12 protein-coding genes are annotated in these 16,380 nt (G+C 72.2%); 4 read left to right on the forward strand and 8 right to left on the reverse strand.

What is annotated here, in order from left to right:
• Positions 1-160 precede the first annotated feature (160 nt).
• Positions 161-835 carry a Crp/Fnr family transcriptional regulator gene (locus BMX65_RS25840; protein WP_019355551.1) on the reverse strand — a complete coding sequence of 225 codons (675 nt, stop codon included), beginning with the start codon at positions 833-835 and terminating at the stop codon, positions 161-163.
• Positions 836-1,100: 265 nt separating this feature from the next.
• Between BMX65_RS25840 and nth the strand changes: the two genes are divergently transcribed.
• From nth to BMX65_RS25855, 3 genes are all read left to right on the forward strand, one after another.
• Positions 1,101-2,264, forward strand: a complete 1,164-nt coding sequence (nth, locus tag BMX65_RS25845) for an endonuclease III (RefSeq protein WP_075002771.1) — start codon at positions 1,101-1,103, stop codon at positions 2,262-2,264.
• Positions 2,265-2,305: 41 nt separating this feature from the next.
• Positions 2,306-2,998, forward strand: a complete 693-nt coding sequence (locus BMX65_RS25850) for an NUDIX hydrolase (protein WP_075002772.1) — start codon at positions 2,306-2,308, stop codon at positions 2,996-2,998.
• 210 nt (positions 2,999-3,208) lie between these two features.
• On the forward strand, positions 3,209-4,408 hold the full coding sequence (locus tag BMX65_RS25855; RefSeq protein WP_075002773.1) for a MarP family serine protease: 1,200 nt from the start codon (positions 3,209-3,211) through the stop codon (positions 4,406-4,408).
• Between the two features lie 521 nt (positions 4,409-4,929).
• Here the strand turns inward: BMX65_RS25855 and BMX65_RS33715 are convergent.
• From BMX65_RS33715 to BMX65_RS25885, 6 genes are all read right to left on the reverse strand, one after another.
• Entirely contained in the window at positions 4,930-5,115 is a 186-nt protein-coding gene (locus tag BMX65_RS33715) for a hypothetical protein (protein WP_075002774.1), read from the reverse strand.
• 153 nt (positions 5,116-5,268) lie between these two features.
• On the reverse strand, positions 5,269-6,213 hold the full coding sequence (locus tag BMX65_RS25865) for an alpha/beta fold hydrolase (protein WP_075002775.1): 945 nt from the start codon (positions 6,211-6,213) through the stop codon (positions 5,269-5,271).
• Positions 6,210-6,680: a phage holin family protein gene (locus BMX65_RS25870; protein WP_075002776.1), complete on the reverse strand. Its 471-nt coding sequence runs from the start codon at positions 6,678-6,680 to the stop codon at positions 6,210-6,212. Before BMX65_RS25870 ends, BMX65_RS25865 begins: the two co-directional genes overlap by 4 nt.
• Before the next feature lie 99 nt (positions 6,681-6,779).
• A complete protein-coding gene (gene nhaA / locus BMX65_RS25875; protein WP_239502153.1) occupies positions 6,780-8,489 on the reverse strand; it encodes a Na+/H+ antiporter NhaA in 1,710 nt (569 codons plus the stop codon).
• A gap of 209 nt (positions 8,490-8,698) precedes the next feature.
• Positions 8,699-10,666 (reverse strand): acetate--CoA ligase, encoded by a 1,968-nt coding sequence (gene acs, locus BMX65_RS25880; RefSeq protein ID WP_075002777.1) that lies wholly within the window; start codon positions 10,664-10,666, stop codon positions 8,699-8,701.
• A gap of 467 nt (positions 10,667-11,133) precedes the next feature.
• Positions 11,134-13,719, reverse strand: a complete 2,586-nt coding sequence (locus BMX65_RS25885) for a SulP family inorganic anion transporter (RefSeq protein ID WP_075002778.1) — start codon at positions 13,717-13,719, stop codon at positions 11,134-11,136.
• 260 nt (positions 13,720-13,979) lie between these two features.
• Between BMX65_RS25885 and BMX65_RS25890 the strand changes: the two genes are divergently transcribed.
• On the forward strand, positions 13,980-15,218 hold the full coding sequence (locus BMX65_RS25890; protein WP_107437575.1) for a polysaccharide deacetylase family protein: 1,239 nt from the start codon (positions 13,980-13,982) through the stop codon (positions 15,216-15,218).
• Between the two features lie 81 nt (positions 15,219-15,299).
• On the opposite strand, the gene BMX65_RS25895 is transcribed toward BMX65_RS25890, so the two are convergent.
• Entirely contained in the window at positions 15,300-16,295 is a 996-nt protein-coding gene (locus BMX65_RS25895; RefSeq protein WP_075002779.1) for an ATP-binding protein, read from the reverse strand.
• Positions 16,296-16,380 lie beyond the last annotated feature (85 nt).

Below are 16,380 nucleotides of genomic sequence, written 5' to 3' on the forward strand. Positions count from 1 at the left end.
CTGGCGCGTCGACTTGTCTGCGTCGTACGCCGTACGGATCCGCGGGCGGGCGGATTGGTCGGGTCGGTGGACCGGTCCCAGGGCGGTGGGCCGGTCCCGGGCGGGATCCGCAGGGTGCTGCGCGGACCACCGGTCCAGCGTTCCGCCGGTCAGCGCGAACTCAGCGCGAGCGCTTCGCCAGCCGCTCGATGTCCAGCAGAATCACCGCACGGGCCTCCAGGCGGAGCCAGCCGCGCCCGGCGAAGTCGGCCAGCGCCTTGTTGACGGTCTCCCGGGAGGCGCCCACCAACTGGGCCAGCTCCTCCTGGGTCAGGTCGTGGACGACGTGGATGCCTTCCTCGGACTGCACGCCGAAGCGGCGGGAAAGGTCCAGGAGCTGCTTGGCCACCCGGCCGGGCACATCGGAGAAGACCAGGTCGGACATGGAGTCGTTGGTGCGCCGCAGCCGCCGGGCGATGGCGCGCAGCAGCGCCGAGGCCACCTCGGGCCGGGCGTTCAGCCAGGGCTGGAGGTCGCCGTGGCCCAGGCCCAGCAGCCTGACCTCGGTCAGCGCCGAGGCGGTGGCCGTCCGCGGGCCCGGGTCGAACAGGGAGAGCTCTCCGATCAGCTCCCCGGGGCCGAGCACCGCCAGCATGTTCTCCCGGCCGTCGGGGGAGGTGCGGTGCAGCTTCACCTTGCCTTCGGTCACCACATAGAGGCGGTCACCCGGGTCACCCTCGTGGAAGAGGGCCTCGCCGCGAGCGAGCGTCGTCTCCGTCATGGAGGCGCGCAGCTCAGCGGCCTGCTCCTCATCGAGCGCCGCGAAGAGCGGGGCGCGCCGCAGAACGTCGTCCACGAGTTCTCTCCTTGTCGACCTGCCCATGGGATCCGTGGAACCCATGATGCCGGACGGTGAAACCATGCGATCAGTCACAGCAATCAGCCATAAGTTTGACGCACGCATGCTGTCGCCCCCAACGCGGGGCGCGCTAGGGTCCCGGATCCGCCGCCTGTGCCACGAATGTCGGTGAGCCCCTTTACGCTGGCCGAGTGTCCAATACCCCGGGAAGCGCACGGACAGAGAGGGGGCTGGGCGGGTGACGGCGACGGAGGATTCCGCTGTGAGCGAACAGGAGGCGGCCGCGGCCCCGGCGAGGAAGGCTGCCACCGGGAAGGCCCCGGCGAAGGAGGCGACCCCCGCGAAGAAGGCCCCGACCGGAAAGGCCCCCGCGAAGAAGGCATCCCCCGCCAGGAAGACCGCCGCGGGCAGCAAGAAGGCCACCCCGGCGAAGACGACGACCGCCGCCAAGAAGGCCACCCCGGCGAAGAAGGCGACCACGGCCAAGAAGGCGACCGCGGCCAAGAAGGCCACCGCGGCGAAGAAGGCCGCCCCCGCCAAGAAGGCGCCTGCCGCGAAGGCCGCCGCTGTGAAGGCGTCCGGGAGCAAGCCGGAGTCGCAGGCGGCCCGGGCGAAGCGGGCCGCGCGGATCAACAGCGCGCTGGCCGAGGTGTACTACTACGCGCACCCCGAGCTGGATTTCGAGAATCCGTTCGAGCTTCTGGTGGCCACGGTCCTCTCGGCGCAGACCACGGATCTGCGCGTCAACCAGACCACTCCCGCTCTCTTCGCCGCGTACCCCACTCCGGAGGACATGGCGGCGGCCGACCCGGAGGCGCTGGAGGAGCTGATCCGCCCCACCGGCTTCTTCCGCTCCAAGGCCAAGTCCCTGCTCGGCCTCTCCGCGGCGCTGCGGGACGACCACGGCGGTGAGGTCCCCGGTTCGGTCGACGAGCTGGTGAAGCTGCCCGGCGTCGGCCGCAAGACGGCGTTCGTCGTGCTCGGCAACGCCTTCGGTGTCCCCGGGCTGACTGTCGACACCCACTTCGGCCGGCTGGTGCGCCGCTGGAAGCTCACCGAGCAGACGGACGCGGTCAAGGTCGAGCAGGAGATCGACGACCTGCTGCCGGAGAGCGAGTGGACGATGTTCTCGCACCGCACGATCTTCCACGGCCGCCGCGTGTGCCACTCCCGCAAGCCCGCCTGCGGTGCCTGCCCCATCGCCGAGCTGTGCCCTTCCTACGGGGAGGGCGAGACGGACCCGGAGAAGGCGAAGAAGCTGCTCAAGTACGAGATGGGCGGTCAGCCGGGCCAGCGGCTCAAACCGCCGGCCGACTATCCGGGTCGCCCTGCGCCACCGCTGCCCTCCCGCGCCCCGGCCGCCGGGCCGGCTTCCGGGTCCGCCGCGGATTCCGCCACCGGGGCGGCCACCGGGGCGGCCCGGTGACGGGTTCCGGTCGGCCCTCGGACCATGCGGCGGAGCGCCCGGTGCGGGGCGGCCCCGCCCCCTCGGCGCCGATCGAGGTCAGCGGCAAGGGCCTGCCGGAGTGGCTGGTCCCTGTGAGCGACGCGGCGGCGGGGGTCGAGGCGAGCCAGCTCAGCCGCTTCTTGCCGCCGCGCGACGGCGGCGGCCGGCCGTCCGCCGTGCTCGTGCTGTTCGGCGACGGTGTGCGCGGTCCCGAGCTGCTGCTGATCGAGCGTGCCTCCAGCCTGCGTTCGCACGCCGGGCAGCCCTCCTTCCCCGGCGGGGCGCTGGACCCGGAGGACGGTGACCCGGAGGGGGACGGCAGGCTGCGCGCCGCGCTCCGCGAGGCCGAGGAGGAGACGGGGCTCGACCCCTCGGGCGTGCAGGTGTTCGGGATACTGCCCAGTCTCTACATCCCCGTGAGCGGTTTTGTCGTCACACCGGTGCTCGGCTGGTGGCGCCGCCGCACGCCGGTGGCGCCGGTGGACCCGGCGGAGACGGCCCGGGTCTTCACCGTCCCGGTCTCGGACCTCACTGACCCGGTCAACCGCGCCATGGCTGTGCACCCGGCCGGACACGTAGGACCCGCCTTCCTGGTCGGCTCCGCGCTGGTGTGGGGGTTCACGGCCGGTCTGATCGACCGCATCCTGCACCACGCCGGGTGGGAGCGGCCCTGGGACCGCGACCGCCGGGTCCCGCTCGACTGGAAGGCGTGACGTCCGCGATCGACGACCCGCGTGCCCCTCGCACCCGCGTCCGCATGAGACGGTGTCTCTTCCGCTCTCCGGGTGCCGCCTCCGCACGGCGACCGCCCGGCCCCGGCCCTGGCGCAGGGGCGGCGCTCGGATCGGTCCGGCCCGCGTGTCGAGTGCTGCCGGAGCGGGGGGAATGGACTGCCGGGATGGACCCGAGGCGAGGCTGATTCGGTGAACGTGCTGGACGTACTGCTGATCGTGGCTGCGGTGTGGTTCGCGCTCGTCGGCTACCGCCAGGGCTTCGTCGTCGGCATCCTGTCCGTTCTGGGGTTCCTCGGGGGCGGTCTGATCGCGCTGCTCGTCCTGCCTCTGCTCTGGGACCAGTTCACCTCCGGCGACCGGCCGGGGACGGGGTGGGCGATAGCCGCGGTGATCATCGTGATCATCTGTGCCTCCGTCGGCCAGGCCCTCACCACCCATCTGGGCAACAGGCTGCGGCAGTACATCACCTGGACCCCGGCAAGGGCCCTGGACGCGACGGGCGGCGCGTTCGTGAACGTCGTCGCCATGCTGATCGTCGCCTGGCTGATCGGCTCCGCGCTGGCCGGCACCTCCCTGCCGACGCTCGGCAAGGAGGTGCGCAGCTCCAGGGTGCTGCTCGGCGTCTCGCATGTGATGCCGCAGCAGGTCAACGCCTGGTTCGACGATTTCTCCTCCGTTCTGGCCAAGAACGGCTACCCGCAGGTCTTCTCGCCCTTCTCCAGGGAGCCGATCCAGGACGTCCCGCCGCCCAGTCCCGAGCTGGCGGGCAGCCCCGTCGCGGAGCGCGCCAAGCGCAGCATCGTCAAGGTCGTCGGCACGGCACCGAGCTGCGGCAAGGAGGTGGAGGGCACCGGGTTCGTCTTCGCGAAGGGCAGGGTGATGACGAACGCGCATGTCGTGGGCGGCGTGGAGCAGCCGACCGTGCAGATCGGCGGCGAGGGGCGGCGCTACAGCGCCCGAGTGGTGCGCTACGACTGGAAGCGCGACATCGCGGTCCTGGACGTCCCCGAGCTGACCGCGCCCGCACTGCGCTTCGCGAAGCGGGACCCGCGCAGCGGCGACGACGCGATCGTGGCCGGCTTCCCGGAGAACGGCGGCTACGACGTCCGCTCCGCCCGGGTGCGCGGGCGGCTGCAGGCGGAAGGCCCCGACATCTACCACCGGGGCACCGTCAGCCGGGACATCTACTCGCTCTACACCGCGATCCGGCCGGGCAACTCCGGCGGCCCGCTGCTCACTCCGGACGGCCGCGTCTACGGAGTGATCTTCGCCAAGTCCCTGGACGACGACCGCACCGGCTATGCCCTCAGCGTCGACGAGATCCGCGAGGACATCACCCGCGGGCGCACGGACCAGCGGCAGGCGGACACCCAGGGCTGCGCGATCTGACGGCCCGGCCCAGCCCGTCCGGGCCCTGCCTGACCGGGCCCCGTCCAACAGCCTCTGCCTGGCCGGCCTCTGCCTGGCCGGCCTCTGCCTGGCCGGCCTCTGCCTGGCCGGCCTCTGCCTGGCCCGCCAGGGTCCTGCCCTGCTGCCTGCCCGGGTCCTCGGGGGGACTCCGGCGCGGGTCCTCGGGCGACTCCGGCCCCGGTCCTCGGTGGGACTCCGGCGCGGACGGCCCCGGAAGGCGCGGACCCGGCGCAGACGGCGCCGACCCTGCTCGGAAATCCGGCGTGCGGAGACATCGGCCCGCCTGTCCGCAGGCTGTTCCCGCGCCGCTCCCCGGCACACCCACCGAAGGCGGCCCCGTCCGCCGCAGGCCGTCCGGGCCGTACTGCCGCACCGTGCCGGGACCCCGCCCGGGGCACCGTGCCGGGGCGCCAAGAGGCCGTCGGACCGCTCTGCCGTACGTGCCGGCGGCGACCGGGGGCGACCGGGGGCGATCGGGGGCGATCGGGGGAGAGAGTGGGTCAGGTGCGGTTGTGCCGCAGTCTCGCGCTGACCCAGCGTGCGCGGCGACGCAGGATGCGGGGAATGCCCAGCTCTGCGTCGGTGGGATGCAGCCGGGTCGCGGCGCGCGGAAAAGCCCGGCCGCGCGGGTCCCTCAGATGGCTGCGGTTACGTGCCACGTCACGGAAGTCGTGCGTCAACCCCATACCGGGTCCCTGCCCCCGCCCCAAGGTCAGTAATCGCCCCGGGATCCGGCAATCGGCCTATGCGCCGGGCACATGTGTGCGGCGACCCGGCGCCGGTGACGGCGGCACCCGGCTGCCTCCGGCGGCACCCGCCTGCCTCCGCACTGCCGGGGCTCAGCGGTCCGGTTCCGGATCGTCCAACCAGTGCACCAGTTCGCCGGTGAAGCTCGCCGGGTCCTCCTCGTGCGGATAGTGCCCCAGCCCGTCGAACAGGCGCCAGCGGTACGGGGCCTCGACGTACTCGCCCGACCCCGCGGCGCTCCGAGTCCGCATCACCGGATCGAGTGAACCGTGCAGATGCAGTGTCGGCACCCGCACCGGACGCTTCATCCGGCGATAGAACTGCATCCCGTCCGGACGCGCCAGCGACCGCACCAACCACCGGTACGGCTCCACCGAGCAGTGCGCCGTGGAGGGTACGCACATCGCCCGCCGGTAGTTCTCCACTGCCAGGGCGCCCGCGTCCCCGGCCGGGCCGGGCGGTCTGGGGCCGGCCCAGTCCCGGATCAGCCGCTCCACCAGGGCGCCGTCGTCCGCCACGAGCTGACGCTCGGGCAGCCACGGGCGCTGGAACCCCCAGATGTAGGAGCTGGCCGCCGTCTGCCGGACGTCCCCCAGCATGGCGGCCCGCCAGCGGCGGGGGTGCGGCATCGAGGCGACGACGAGCCGGCGGATCAGCTTGGGCCGCATCACCGCCGCCGTCCACGCCAGGTAGCCGCCCAGGTCGTGTCCGACCAGTGCCGCGTCGGGCTCCCCCAGGGAGCGGATCACACCGGTCACATCGAGCGCGAGGTTGGCCGGGTCGTAGCCGCGCGGCGTACGGTCGCTGCCTCCCACCCCGCGCAGGTCCATCGCCACAGCCCGGTAGCCCGCGTCGGCCAGTGCGGGGAGCTGGTGCCGCCACGCCCACCAGTACTGCGGGAACCCGTGCACCAGCAGTACCAGCGGGCCCTCACCCATCTCGGCGATGTGGAACAGCGCTCCATTGGCGGCCACGTCGCGGTGCGTCCAGGGGCCCTCGGGACGGATCACCGCCGCCGGACTGTCTGCGAGCGTCATACGGACGAGCGTGTCACACCCTGGAGCTGCGGATGCTCCTCGCCACCGTCCCCGGCCGCGCGCGGGTGCGGCTTGGCGTGCGAGAGGACCGCGGCGGTCTGCTTCGCGGAGGCCACCGACTTCTGCGGGCTCTTGCTCCTGGAGACCTTCTTGAACTTGGCCAGCGCCAGCAGCAGCAGGAGCAGCGCCAGGGCGATGAAGGCGCCGCCCACGATCAGGAACGACCAGGCGAGGCCGAGCCCCAGGTTGTGGATGCCGTAGGCGGCGGCGAAGCTCAGCACCGGGAGCGCGAAGAGCAGGAAGACCCCCGCGATCAGGGCGGCGCCGCTGCCCAGCACGCCGCGCTTGACGTCCTGTCGCAGCTCGGCCTTGGCCAGCGCGATCTCGTCGTGCACCAGTGCGGACATCTCCGCGGTCGCCGCTGCGACCAACTGGCCGAGGCTGCGGCCGTCGTCGGCTGCGCTCATCGCTGTCTCCCTTGCGGTAGTGAGGGCCCGCCGCGGTGCGGGCCCGGCGTTTCCCGGCGTGCGTACGGGGTTCCCTCGCGGGGGCCGGTCAGGCTCCGATCATGCCGGACCATCGTCCGTCACGTCGTGGCGTGTGGCCACCTCGGCGAGCCTGCGGTGCTCCGCCGCCTTCGCCTCGTAGAGCGCCGCCATCCGCAGATGGAACGCGGGGTCGTGCTCCTCGTACACGTCGGGGACACCGTCACCGTCCTCGTCCCGGTTCTCGGCCTCCACCAGCGAACGGTGCCTGCGGGCCCGGAGTTTGAGCATGATTCCGGCGAACACCGCGGCCAGCAGCGAGCCGATCAGCACGGCGGCCTTGGCCTCGTCGGCGAGCACGGGATCGTCGGTGAAGGCCAGTTCACTGATCAGCAGGGAGACGGTGAAGCCGATGCCGGACAGCGCGGCGATGGCCAGTACGTCGGCCCAGCCCAGCTCGCGGTTCAGCTCGGCCTTGGTGAAGCGCACCGCGGCCCACGCGCCGCCGAACACCCCCAGCGTCTTGCCCGCCAGCAGGCCGAACACCACGCCCAGCGTCTCCGGCTTGCTGAACACGTCGCCCAGCGCGCCGCCCGAGACCGTGACACCGGCCGCGAAGAGCGCGAAGACGGGCACGGCGAGTCCGGAGGAGAGCGGCCTGACCTGGTGTTCGATGTGGGCGGCCGGTGAGGTCTCCTCGCCGGGGCGCAGGGAGCAGCGCAGCATCAGGCCCATCGCGACACCGGCGACCGTGGCGTGCACCCCGCTGGCGTGCATCAGGCCCCAGACGACGAGGGCGAGCGGAACGTACACGTACCAGCCGCGCACCCCCCGGTGGTGCAGGAACCAGAAGACGGCCAGCCCGGCGACGGCGCCCGCCAGCGCCCCGAAGCTGATGCCCGCCGAGTAGAAGATCGCGATGATGACGATGGCGCCCAGGTCGTCGACGACGGCCAGGGTCAGCAGGAAGGCGCGCAGCGCGGAGGGCAGCCCGGTGCCGAGCACGGCCAGCACCCCCAGCGCGAAGGCGATGTCGGTCGCCATCGGGATCGCCCAGCCGCGCAGGTCGCCGCCCCCGGCGGCGAAGGCCAGATAGACCAGCGCGGGGACGACCATCCCGCAGACGGCCGAGACGATCGGCAGGGCGGCGGCCCGCGGATCGCGCAGCTCGCCCGCGACCAGCTCCCGCTTGAGCTCGATCCCGGCGACGAAGAAGAACAGGGTGAGCAGGCCGTCCTTGGCCCAGTCGGCGACCGAGAGGTTCAGATGGAGCGCCTCGGGGCCGAAGTGGAAGTCCTTGACGTCCTGGTAGAAGTCGCCGGCTCCGGTGTTGGCGAGCAGCAGGGCGACGACCGCGGCGGCCAGCAGCAGGGTGCCGCCGACCGTCTCGGTGCGGAGCGCGTCCGCCAGAAACGTACGTTCGCGCAGCGGGAGCCTGCCGAGGAAGACGGAACGGTGGCCGCCGTCCCGCCCGGCGGATGCCTCGGACCGGTCTGCGGACGCTCCCGACCGGTCTGCGGACGCTCCGGATCGGTCTGCGGACGTTCCGGACTGGTCTGCGGACGTTTGGGACGGCTTGGTGGACTGCTGCCCGTCGTGCTGTGCGGGGACCTGCGTGCCCCGGGTGGGGACCCGCGTGCCCCGGGCGGGGGGTTGCCCGTCGTGTGCGGCGGAGTGCCCGGCGGGCCCGGTTGAGTGCTCGGACCGCGCGGTGACCGGCGCGTCCTGTCCGGGGGACTGCCCGGACTGCTGGGGGTCGGTGCCCTGGTCAGGGCGGTGCGGCGGAGTCATGGCGCGGGCCTCCGGAAGGTGGCGGGGACACACCTGTGGTGTGTGCCGACCAGACTTCCCGGCTCGCCCACGGACCTGCCGCCTCGCGGAGGCGACACAGCCAGCCTAACCAAACGGGTGAGGGGCATCCGGTCGGTTGTCCGGATGCCCCTTCCTGCGCCGTGGGTGGCACGCCCCGTGCGGGCGCCGCCGGGCCCGCTCCGGCGGCGTCAGTCCTCGCTGGCCGCGCTCGGCAGCTTGGACTGGATGAGCTCCATCACAGACGCGTCGGTGAGGGTCTGGGTGTCACCCAGCGTCCGGTTCTCCGCCACGTCACGCAGCAGCCGGCGCATGATCTTTCCGGAGCGGGTCTTGGGCAGCTCCGCGACCGGCAGGATGCGCTTCGGCTTGGCGATCGGGCCGAGCTGCTTGGCGACGTGCGCGCGCAGTTCCTCGACCAGTTCCCCGTCCTCGGCGGTGCCGCCGCGCAGGATGACGAACGCGCAGATGGCCTGCGTCGTCTGCGGGTCGGTGGCGCCCACGACCGCGGCTTCGGCCACCTTCGGGTGGGAGACCAGGGCGGACTCGACCTCCGTGGTGGAGATGTTGTGCCCGGAGACGAGCATCACATCGTCCACCCGGCCCAGCAGCCACACATCGCCGTCGTCGTCCTTCTTGGCGCCGTCGCCCGCGAAGTACTTGTTCTCGAAGCGCGACCAGTAGGTGTCGAGGAAGCGCTGGTCGTCGCCCCAGATGGTGCGCAGCATCGAGGGCCAGGGCTCGGTCAGCACGAGGTAGCCGCCGGCGCCGTCGGCCACCTCGTTGGCCTCGTCGTCCACGACGGTCGCCTCGATACCGGGCAGCGGTACCTGCGCCGAGCCCGGCTTGGCCTCGGTGACGCCCGGCAGCGGGCTGATCATCATGCCGCCGGTCTCCGTCTGCCACCAGGTGTCCACCACCGGGGTGCGGTCCCCGCCGATGTGGTGCCGATACCACACCCACGCCTCGGGGTTGATGGGCTCGCCCACCGAACCCAGGATGCGCAGCGACGACAGGTCGAACTTCGCGGGGATGTCGTCGCCCCACTTCATGCTCGCGCGGATCGCGGTCGGCGCGGTGTAGAGCACGGTGACGCCGTACTTCTGCACGATCTCCCACCAGCGGCCCTTGTGCGGCGAGTCGGGAGTGCCCTCGTACAGCACCTCCGTCGCGCCGTTGGCGAGCGGGCCGTAGACGATGTACGAGTGGCCCGTCACCCAGCCGACGTCAGCCGTGCACCAGAACACGTCCGTCTCCGGCTTGAGGTCGAAGACCGCGTGGGAGGTGTAGGCGACCTGGGTGAGGTAGCCGCCGGTGGTGTGCAGGATGCCCTTCGGCTTACCCGTGGTGCCCGAGGTGTAGAGGATGAACAGCGGGTGCTCGGCGTCGAAGTCCTGCGGCGTGTGCTGCTCGGACTGGCGGCCCACCACGTCGTGCCACCACAGGTCGCGCTCCTCGTGCCACGCGATGTCCTCCTGGCCGGTCCGCTTGACCACCAGGACGTTGCGGACCTTCTCGGTGCCCGGCCGGGTGAGCGCCTCGTCGACCGCGGGCTTGAGCGCGGACGCCGCGCCCTTGCGGTAGCCGCCGTCGGCGGTGATGACGACCCGGGCGTCCGCGTCCTCGATCCGGGTGGCCAGCGCGTCCGCCGAGAAGCCGCCGAAGACGACCGAGTGCGGCGCTCCGATCCGGGCGCACGCCAGCATCGCGACGACCGTCTCCGGGATCATCGGCATGTACACGGCGACCCGGTCGCCCGCCTGCACACCGAGCTCGGTCAGTGCGTTGGCGGCCTGCGAGACCTCCCGCTGCAGGTCGGCATAGGTGAGGGTGCGGGTGTCACCCGGCTCGCCCTCGAAGTTGATGGCGACCCGGTCGCCGTGACCGGCCTCCACGTGGCGGTCCACGCAGTTGTAGGCGACGTTGAGCTTGCCGTCCTTGAACCACTTGGCGAAGGGCGGGTTCGACCAGTCCAGCGTCTCGGTCGGCTCGGTACCCCAGGTCAGCCGTCGTGCCTGTGCGGCCCAGAAGCCCAGCCGGTCGGCCTTGGCCTGCTCGTACGCCGTGGCGGTCACGTTGGCGTTCGCGGCCAGCTCGGCGGGCGGGGCGAACCGGCGCTCCTCCTTGAGCAGGTTGGAGAGGGAAGGACTCTCGGTCATGTCGGCTCCCGTCGGCAAGTGGTGTAGACCAATACCTGATAACTGGCATGCTTAGTGATCGCGGGAGCCCGGTCAACCCCCGGGTGATCCTGGCACCTCGGACCCTGCTGGGTACAGCGGCATTCCGGGAGTCGTTGCGTGTCGTCCCGCGGCGCACCGGAGTGAGCCGCGTTCCCGCACGCCGCAGGGCGCCTCCGCGTGGCGAAATCGCCCGGAGACGCCCTCTGTTGTGCGCTGTGCCGTCGGCCGTCCACTGGCCGCCCACCGGCTGCTCACTGACCGCTGACCGGCCACTCACCCGGCAGGGAACCGGCAGTTCTCAGGCGGCTCCGGCGGCGTCCGGAGCCGCCCGGCGCCGGACGCCGCGGCCCCTGGTCGAAAGCCCGCGGCTCCCGCTCCGGAAGCCCGCGGCACAGCGGGCGGCACAGCGGGCGGCGCCGAGTGCGGCGGCGGAGGTCATCGGAGGCTCACAGGGCGACGGGGTCGGGGCGGACGGCGGCGAACACCGGCTCGGGCGCAAGGGCGCCCCCGACCGGCGCGTCCAGCACATACGCCTGCGCCTCGCCGACATGGAAGTACATGCCGTGCAGTTCGAGGGTGCCCTCGTCGAGCCGCCGGGCCACGCACGCGTGCGCCGCCAAGTGTTCCAACTGCTGGACGACGTTGGTCAGGCAGAGCGCCTCAAGAGGGTCGGCCGTCTCCCGGTCCGCGAGGCGCGGGGCGAGCCGGGCGGCCGTGCGGAACCGCTCCAGGGACGGGCGGCCGTGCTGCAGCCAGCGTCCGAGCGGTGTCCCTGCGGCCTCCGGAGCGTCCGCCGGGGCGGTGTGCAGCGCCTGCATGGCACCGCAGCCGGAGTGCCCGCACACCGTCACCGAGGCGACCTGCAGCACGTCCACGGCGTACTCGATCGCCGCCGCCACCGACTGGTCGCCGCGATCCTCGCCGGGCGGCGGAACCAGGTTCCCCACATTCCGGACGGTGAACAGATCACCCGGACCGCTTGAGGTGATCATGCTGGTGACGACGCGCGAGTCGGCACAGGTGAGGAAGAGCTGCGAGGGCCGCTGCCCCTCGCGTGCCAGTCTCGCCAACTCGTCCCGCACCAGCGGCGCCGTGCTGCGCTGGAAGTTCCGCACGCCGCCCAGCAACTGCCCGCGGTGGGAGAGGGGTGCGTCGTCCCGGTGCCCCACCCGGGCGGGGCCGGTCGCCCCCGGCGGGTTCCGGGGGCCGCACGTGGCGGACGGACCGGCTCCGCCCGCCCCCGCTGCCCCGGGCGTGCCCTGGGCGTCGAGCCCCGGACCGCCGCAGCCGCCGGACCCCGCGCGGCTGCCGAGAGCGGCGTCGAGAGGGTCGAGAGAGTCGAAAGGGCCGAAAGGGCCGAAAGGAGGGGTGCCGCGGCCGGGATCGTCGGAGGAGCCTTCCCGCCTGGCCGGGGCCGGACGTGTGCACTGGTGATTGCGCCAGGGCGTCCACGGCGTGCACACATGTGCGGTCGCGGGTTCCCCGATGCCTTCTCCGCCGCGCCCGCTGACCTCGACCTCGCCCCCGGCGGCCGTATGCGTGGCCCGCCAGTCCTCCAGTGCCTCGTACGCCGCATGGTCCATGAACGATCCCTTCAGTTCCACGACTGCCTTCGCGCCCTCGGGTACCTGGGCCAGCGCCCGGCTCAGCCGCGGCACCGCGAGAAACGTCAACTGACCCCGCACCACCACTCGGCAGCCCCGGGACCGTGCCGATGGCCCGTGCCCGTCGACCGCGTCGTGTGCCACCTCGATCCGGGCCCAGGCCAGCCGGTGCAGTGCCAGGACCACCGCCACCGCGATGCCCACGCCGACCCCTTCCAGCACACCCAGCAGCACCACCGAAACCGATGTCGCACCGAAGACCACCGCCTCGCGATGCCGTGCCACCTTTCTGATGTGGCCGAGGTTGATCATCCGCACGCCCACGACCATCACCAGCGCCCCCAGTGCCGCGAGCGGAATCAGCTCCAGCACGCCCACCAGCAGCCCGGCTGCCAGCAGCACCCACACGCCCTGCAGCAGGGCCGAGTTCCGGCTGACGGCGCCGGCGGCGATGTTCGCCGTGCTGCGGACCGCGACTCCGGTGACCGGCAGTCCGCCGAGCGCGCCCGACACCGCGTTCGCGACGCCGTGCGCGCGCAGCTCCCGGTCCAGGTCGCTGCGCGGCACCCGGCTGCCGGCGCCGCGTGCGGCCGTCAGCTTGTCGGCCGCGACCGCCGCCAGCAGCGCCTGCACGCTGGCGACCAGAGTGAGCGTCAGGACCGCCGTGCCCAGCCCGAGCACCGGGCCCTCCGGAAGTTCGGGAAGCGCGTGCGAGCGCCAGGACGGCAGGTCGACGCGGGGGAGTCCGGTGTCGGCCAGCACCGCGGCGAGGGTGGCCAGACAGACCGCGGCCAGCGCGGCGGGTACGCGCGCCGCGGCCGCGCCGAACGTGCCCCCGTATTGCTTCAGCCGGGGCCAGGCGAGGAGCACGACCACGGTCAGGGTGCTGACGGAGAGCGCGGCGGGCTGCACCGCGGTGATCCGGCCGGGCAGTTCCAGCGCGTTGGTGAGCGGCGAGCTGTCGGGGTCGCCGCCGAGCATCACGTGGAGCTGGGCCAGCGCGATGGTGCACCCGATCCCGGCGAGCATGCCGTGCACGACCGCGGGGCTCACCGCCAGCGCGGAGCGGGCCACGCGCAGGAAGCCGAGGCCGACCTGGGCGACCCCCGCCAGGACGGTGATCGCGCAGGTGGTCTGCCAGCCGTACCGCTGGATCAGCTCGGCCGTGATCACCGTCAGTCCCGCTGCTGGACCCGTGACCTGCAGCGGGGCGCCTCCGAGCCGACCGCAGACCACGCCGCCCACCGCCGCGGCCACCAGCCCCGACTGGAGCGGGGCTCCGGCGGCCAGGGCGATGCCGAGGGAGAGCGGGAGCGCGATCAGGAAGACGGTGACGGACGCGGAGAGGTCCGCCGACCAGCGCTGACGCGGGGGCGGGTGGTCCGGGGCGGCCGTGGGACCGCTGAGCACCGGGGGGCGGTGGGGCATCGCGACTCCTCCCGAGGTCGGCACTGTGCGCGACGTTCTCGTCACTCCCCGTCGGGAGTAAAAGAACAGTAATGCCAAGTAAAGGCTTGGCGAAGTGCGGAGTGGGGCCTGGCGGCCGGGGTTCCACCCATCGAGTGAACAGTGCTAAAAAAGCCGCTTGTCCTATTTGTCTGATTAACGTCTCATGTCACTTTATGAGCGTGGCAACGCCGGTCCCGCCCGGTGACCGACGAGACAAGGCGACAGGACGAGGTGAGCCGATGGCAGCCACGCGCAGAAGACCCGCTCTCACCACCGCGGTCCCGGCGGTGCTGGCACTGTCCCTGGCCGCGGCGGGCTGCTCCGGAGGCGGGAGCGCCCAACGGGTCGAGGAGTCGCCCGGCGGGGCGCCCGGGGTCCGTCCCCAGAGCAAGCCCCAGCTCCTGGGGGACGGTTCGACCTCGCTGACGGGCCGCCAGCCGTTCCAGCCCTCACCGCACAAGTTGAGGCCCGGGAAGAAGCCCCCGCAGTTCGTCGTCTTCTCCTGGGACGGAGCCGGAGAGGACGACAAGGGGCTCTTCTCCCACTTCCGCAAGCTCGGCAAGAAGTACGGGGCGGCGCAGACCTACTTCCTCAGCGGCATCTACACATTGCCGGAAGAGGAGGCGAAACGTTACTCCCCGCCGGGTCACGCCCCGGGCGCCTCCGACATCGGCTACCTCAACGACAAGCACGTGCGCGCCACGCTCCGGCAGGTCCGCAAGGCGTGGCTGGACGGCAGCGAGATCGGCACCCACTTCAACGGACACTTCTGCGGCCCCCAAGGCGTGGGCGCGTGGTCGGTCGAGCAGTGGAAGAGCGAGATCGAGCAGGCCCGCTGGTTCGTCCAGAACTGGAAGACGACCACCGGCTGGAAGAAGGCCCGGGCACTCCCGTTCGACTACAAGCGGGAACTCGTCGGAGGGCGCACGCCCTGCCTGGAGGGGCAGGACAACCTGCTGAGGGCGGCCGCCCAGATGGGCTTCCGCTATGACTCCAGCGGCAACGGCATCCAGGTGTGGCCGGACAAGCGGCACGGACTCTGGGACCTGCCGCTGCAGCAGGTCCCCGTACCCGGCCGGGAGTTCGAGACGCTCTCGATGGACTACAACTTCCTCGCGAACCAGTCCGGCAGCGTCGACGGCGCGGCGGAGCAGCGGCCGCACTGGAAACGCCAGATGCGCGACGGCCTGCTGCAGGGATTCCGGCGCGCCTATGCGGGCAACCGCGCGCCGATGATCATCGGCAACCATTTCGAGGACTGGAACGGCGGCATCTACATGGACGCCGTCGAGGACGTCATGAAGACGGTCTGCCGCAAGGACGGCGTCCGCTGCGTCTCGTTCCGCCAACTCACCGACTGGCTCGACGCACAGGACCCGGACATGCTCGCCAAGCTGCGCACCCTGCAGGTCGGCGAGAAGCCCGCGGGCGGCTGGCGCCGGTTCCTCGCCGAGGACACCACGGCCGAGGCGAGCTGAACGCGGCTCCCGTTCCGGGCCCGGCCGCCCGGAACGGGAGCCCACGGCGGAGCCGTGTGCGGCCGTACGGGATCGGAACAGTCAGGCCGGCTGCGGTGCCGCCGCCCTCCGCCGGCCCTCGCCCAGCGCGAACGAGGGGTCCACCTGGGCCGCGAGGTCCGCGCCGGTCTTCTCGTTGCCCCAGCTCTCCGCGTTGCGCAGATGGAAGTGCACCATCTGCCGCGTGTAGCGCTCCCAGTCCCGCAGCTCGTACGCGGCGTCGGCCGTCTCGTACAGCGCGGCCAGCGAGCGGGCGTTGTCGTCCTCCAGCTCGGCGAAGGGGCGCGGGCGGCCCTTCTCCATGGCCCGCACCCAGTCCGAGTGGCCGAAGGTCACCAGCAGATCCTCGCCCACCTCCTGGCGCAGGAAGTCGACGTCGTCGGCGCTCTGCACCTTGTTGCCCACCACGCGCAGGGCGACCCCGAAGTCCCGTGCGTACTCCTTGTACTGCCGGTAGACCGAGACGCCCTTGCGGGTGGGTTCGGCCACCAGGAACGTCATGTCGAAGCGGGTGAACATCCCCGAGGCGAAGGAGTCGCTGCCCGCCGTCATGTCGACGGCCAGGTACTCCTCGCGGTCGTCGACGAGGTGGTTCAGCAGCAGCTCCACCGCTCCCGTCTTGGAGTGGTAGCAGGCCACGCCCAGGTCGGATTCGGTGAACGGGCCGGTGGCCAGCAGCCGGACATCCCCGCCGTCCAGTGCGACAGCGCGCGCGCATGCGTCGTAGACCGGGTTGTCCTCCTGCAGCCGGAGCAGCCGGGAGCCCTCGCCGGGCGGTGTCGTCTTGATCATCTTCTCGGCGGAGGCGATCCGCGGGTTGCTGCCCCGCAGGTACTCCTTGATGAGCGGCAGGTGGGCGCCCAGTGCGGGCAGCGCCGCGGACTCGGAGTCGTCCAGCCCCAGTGCAGCGCCCAGGTGCTGGTTGATGTCGGCGTCGACGGCGACGACGGGAGTGCCCCGGGCGGCGAGGTGGCGCACGAACAGCGAGGACAGCGTGGTCTTCCCGCTGCCACCCTTCCCTACGAAAGCGATCTTCATGTTCAACAGCGTAAGCGGTCGGGAGCGCTGCCCCGGGGGACGTGAGTGAAGAAGACCACTCGATCGTGGGGTTGGGCCGCCCGGC

The sequence above is a fragment of the Streptomyces qinglanensis genome (genome assembly GCF_900111245.1).
Taxonomy (GTDB): Bacteria; Actinomycetota; Actinomycetes; order Streptomycetales; family Streptomycetaceae; genus Streptomyces; species Streptomyces qinglanensis.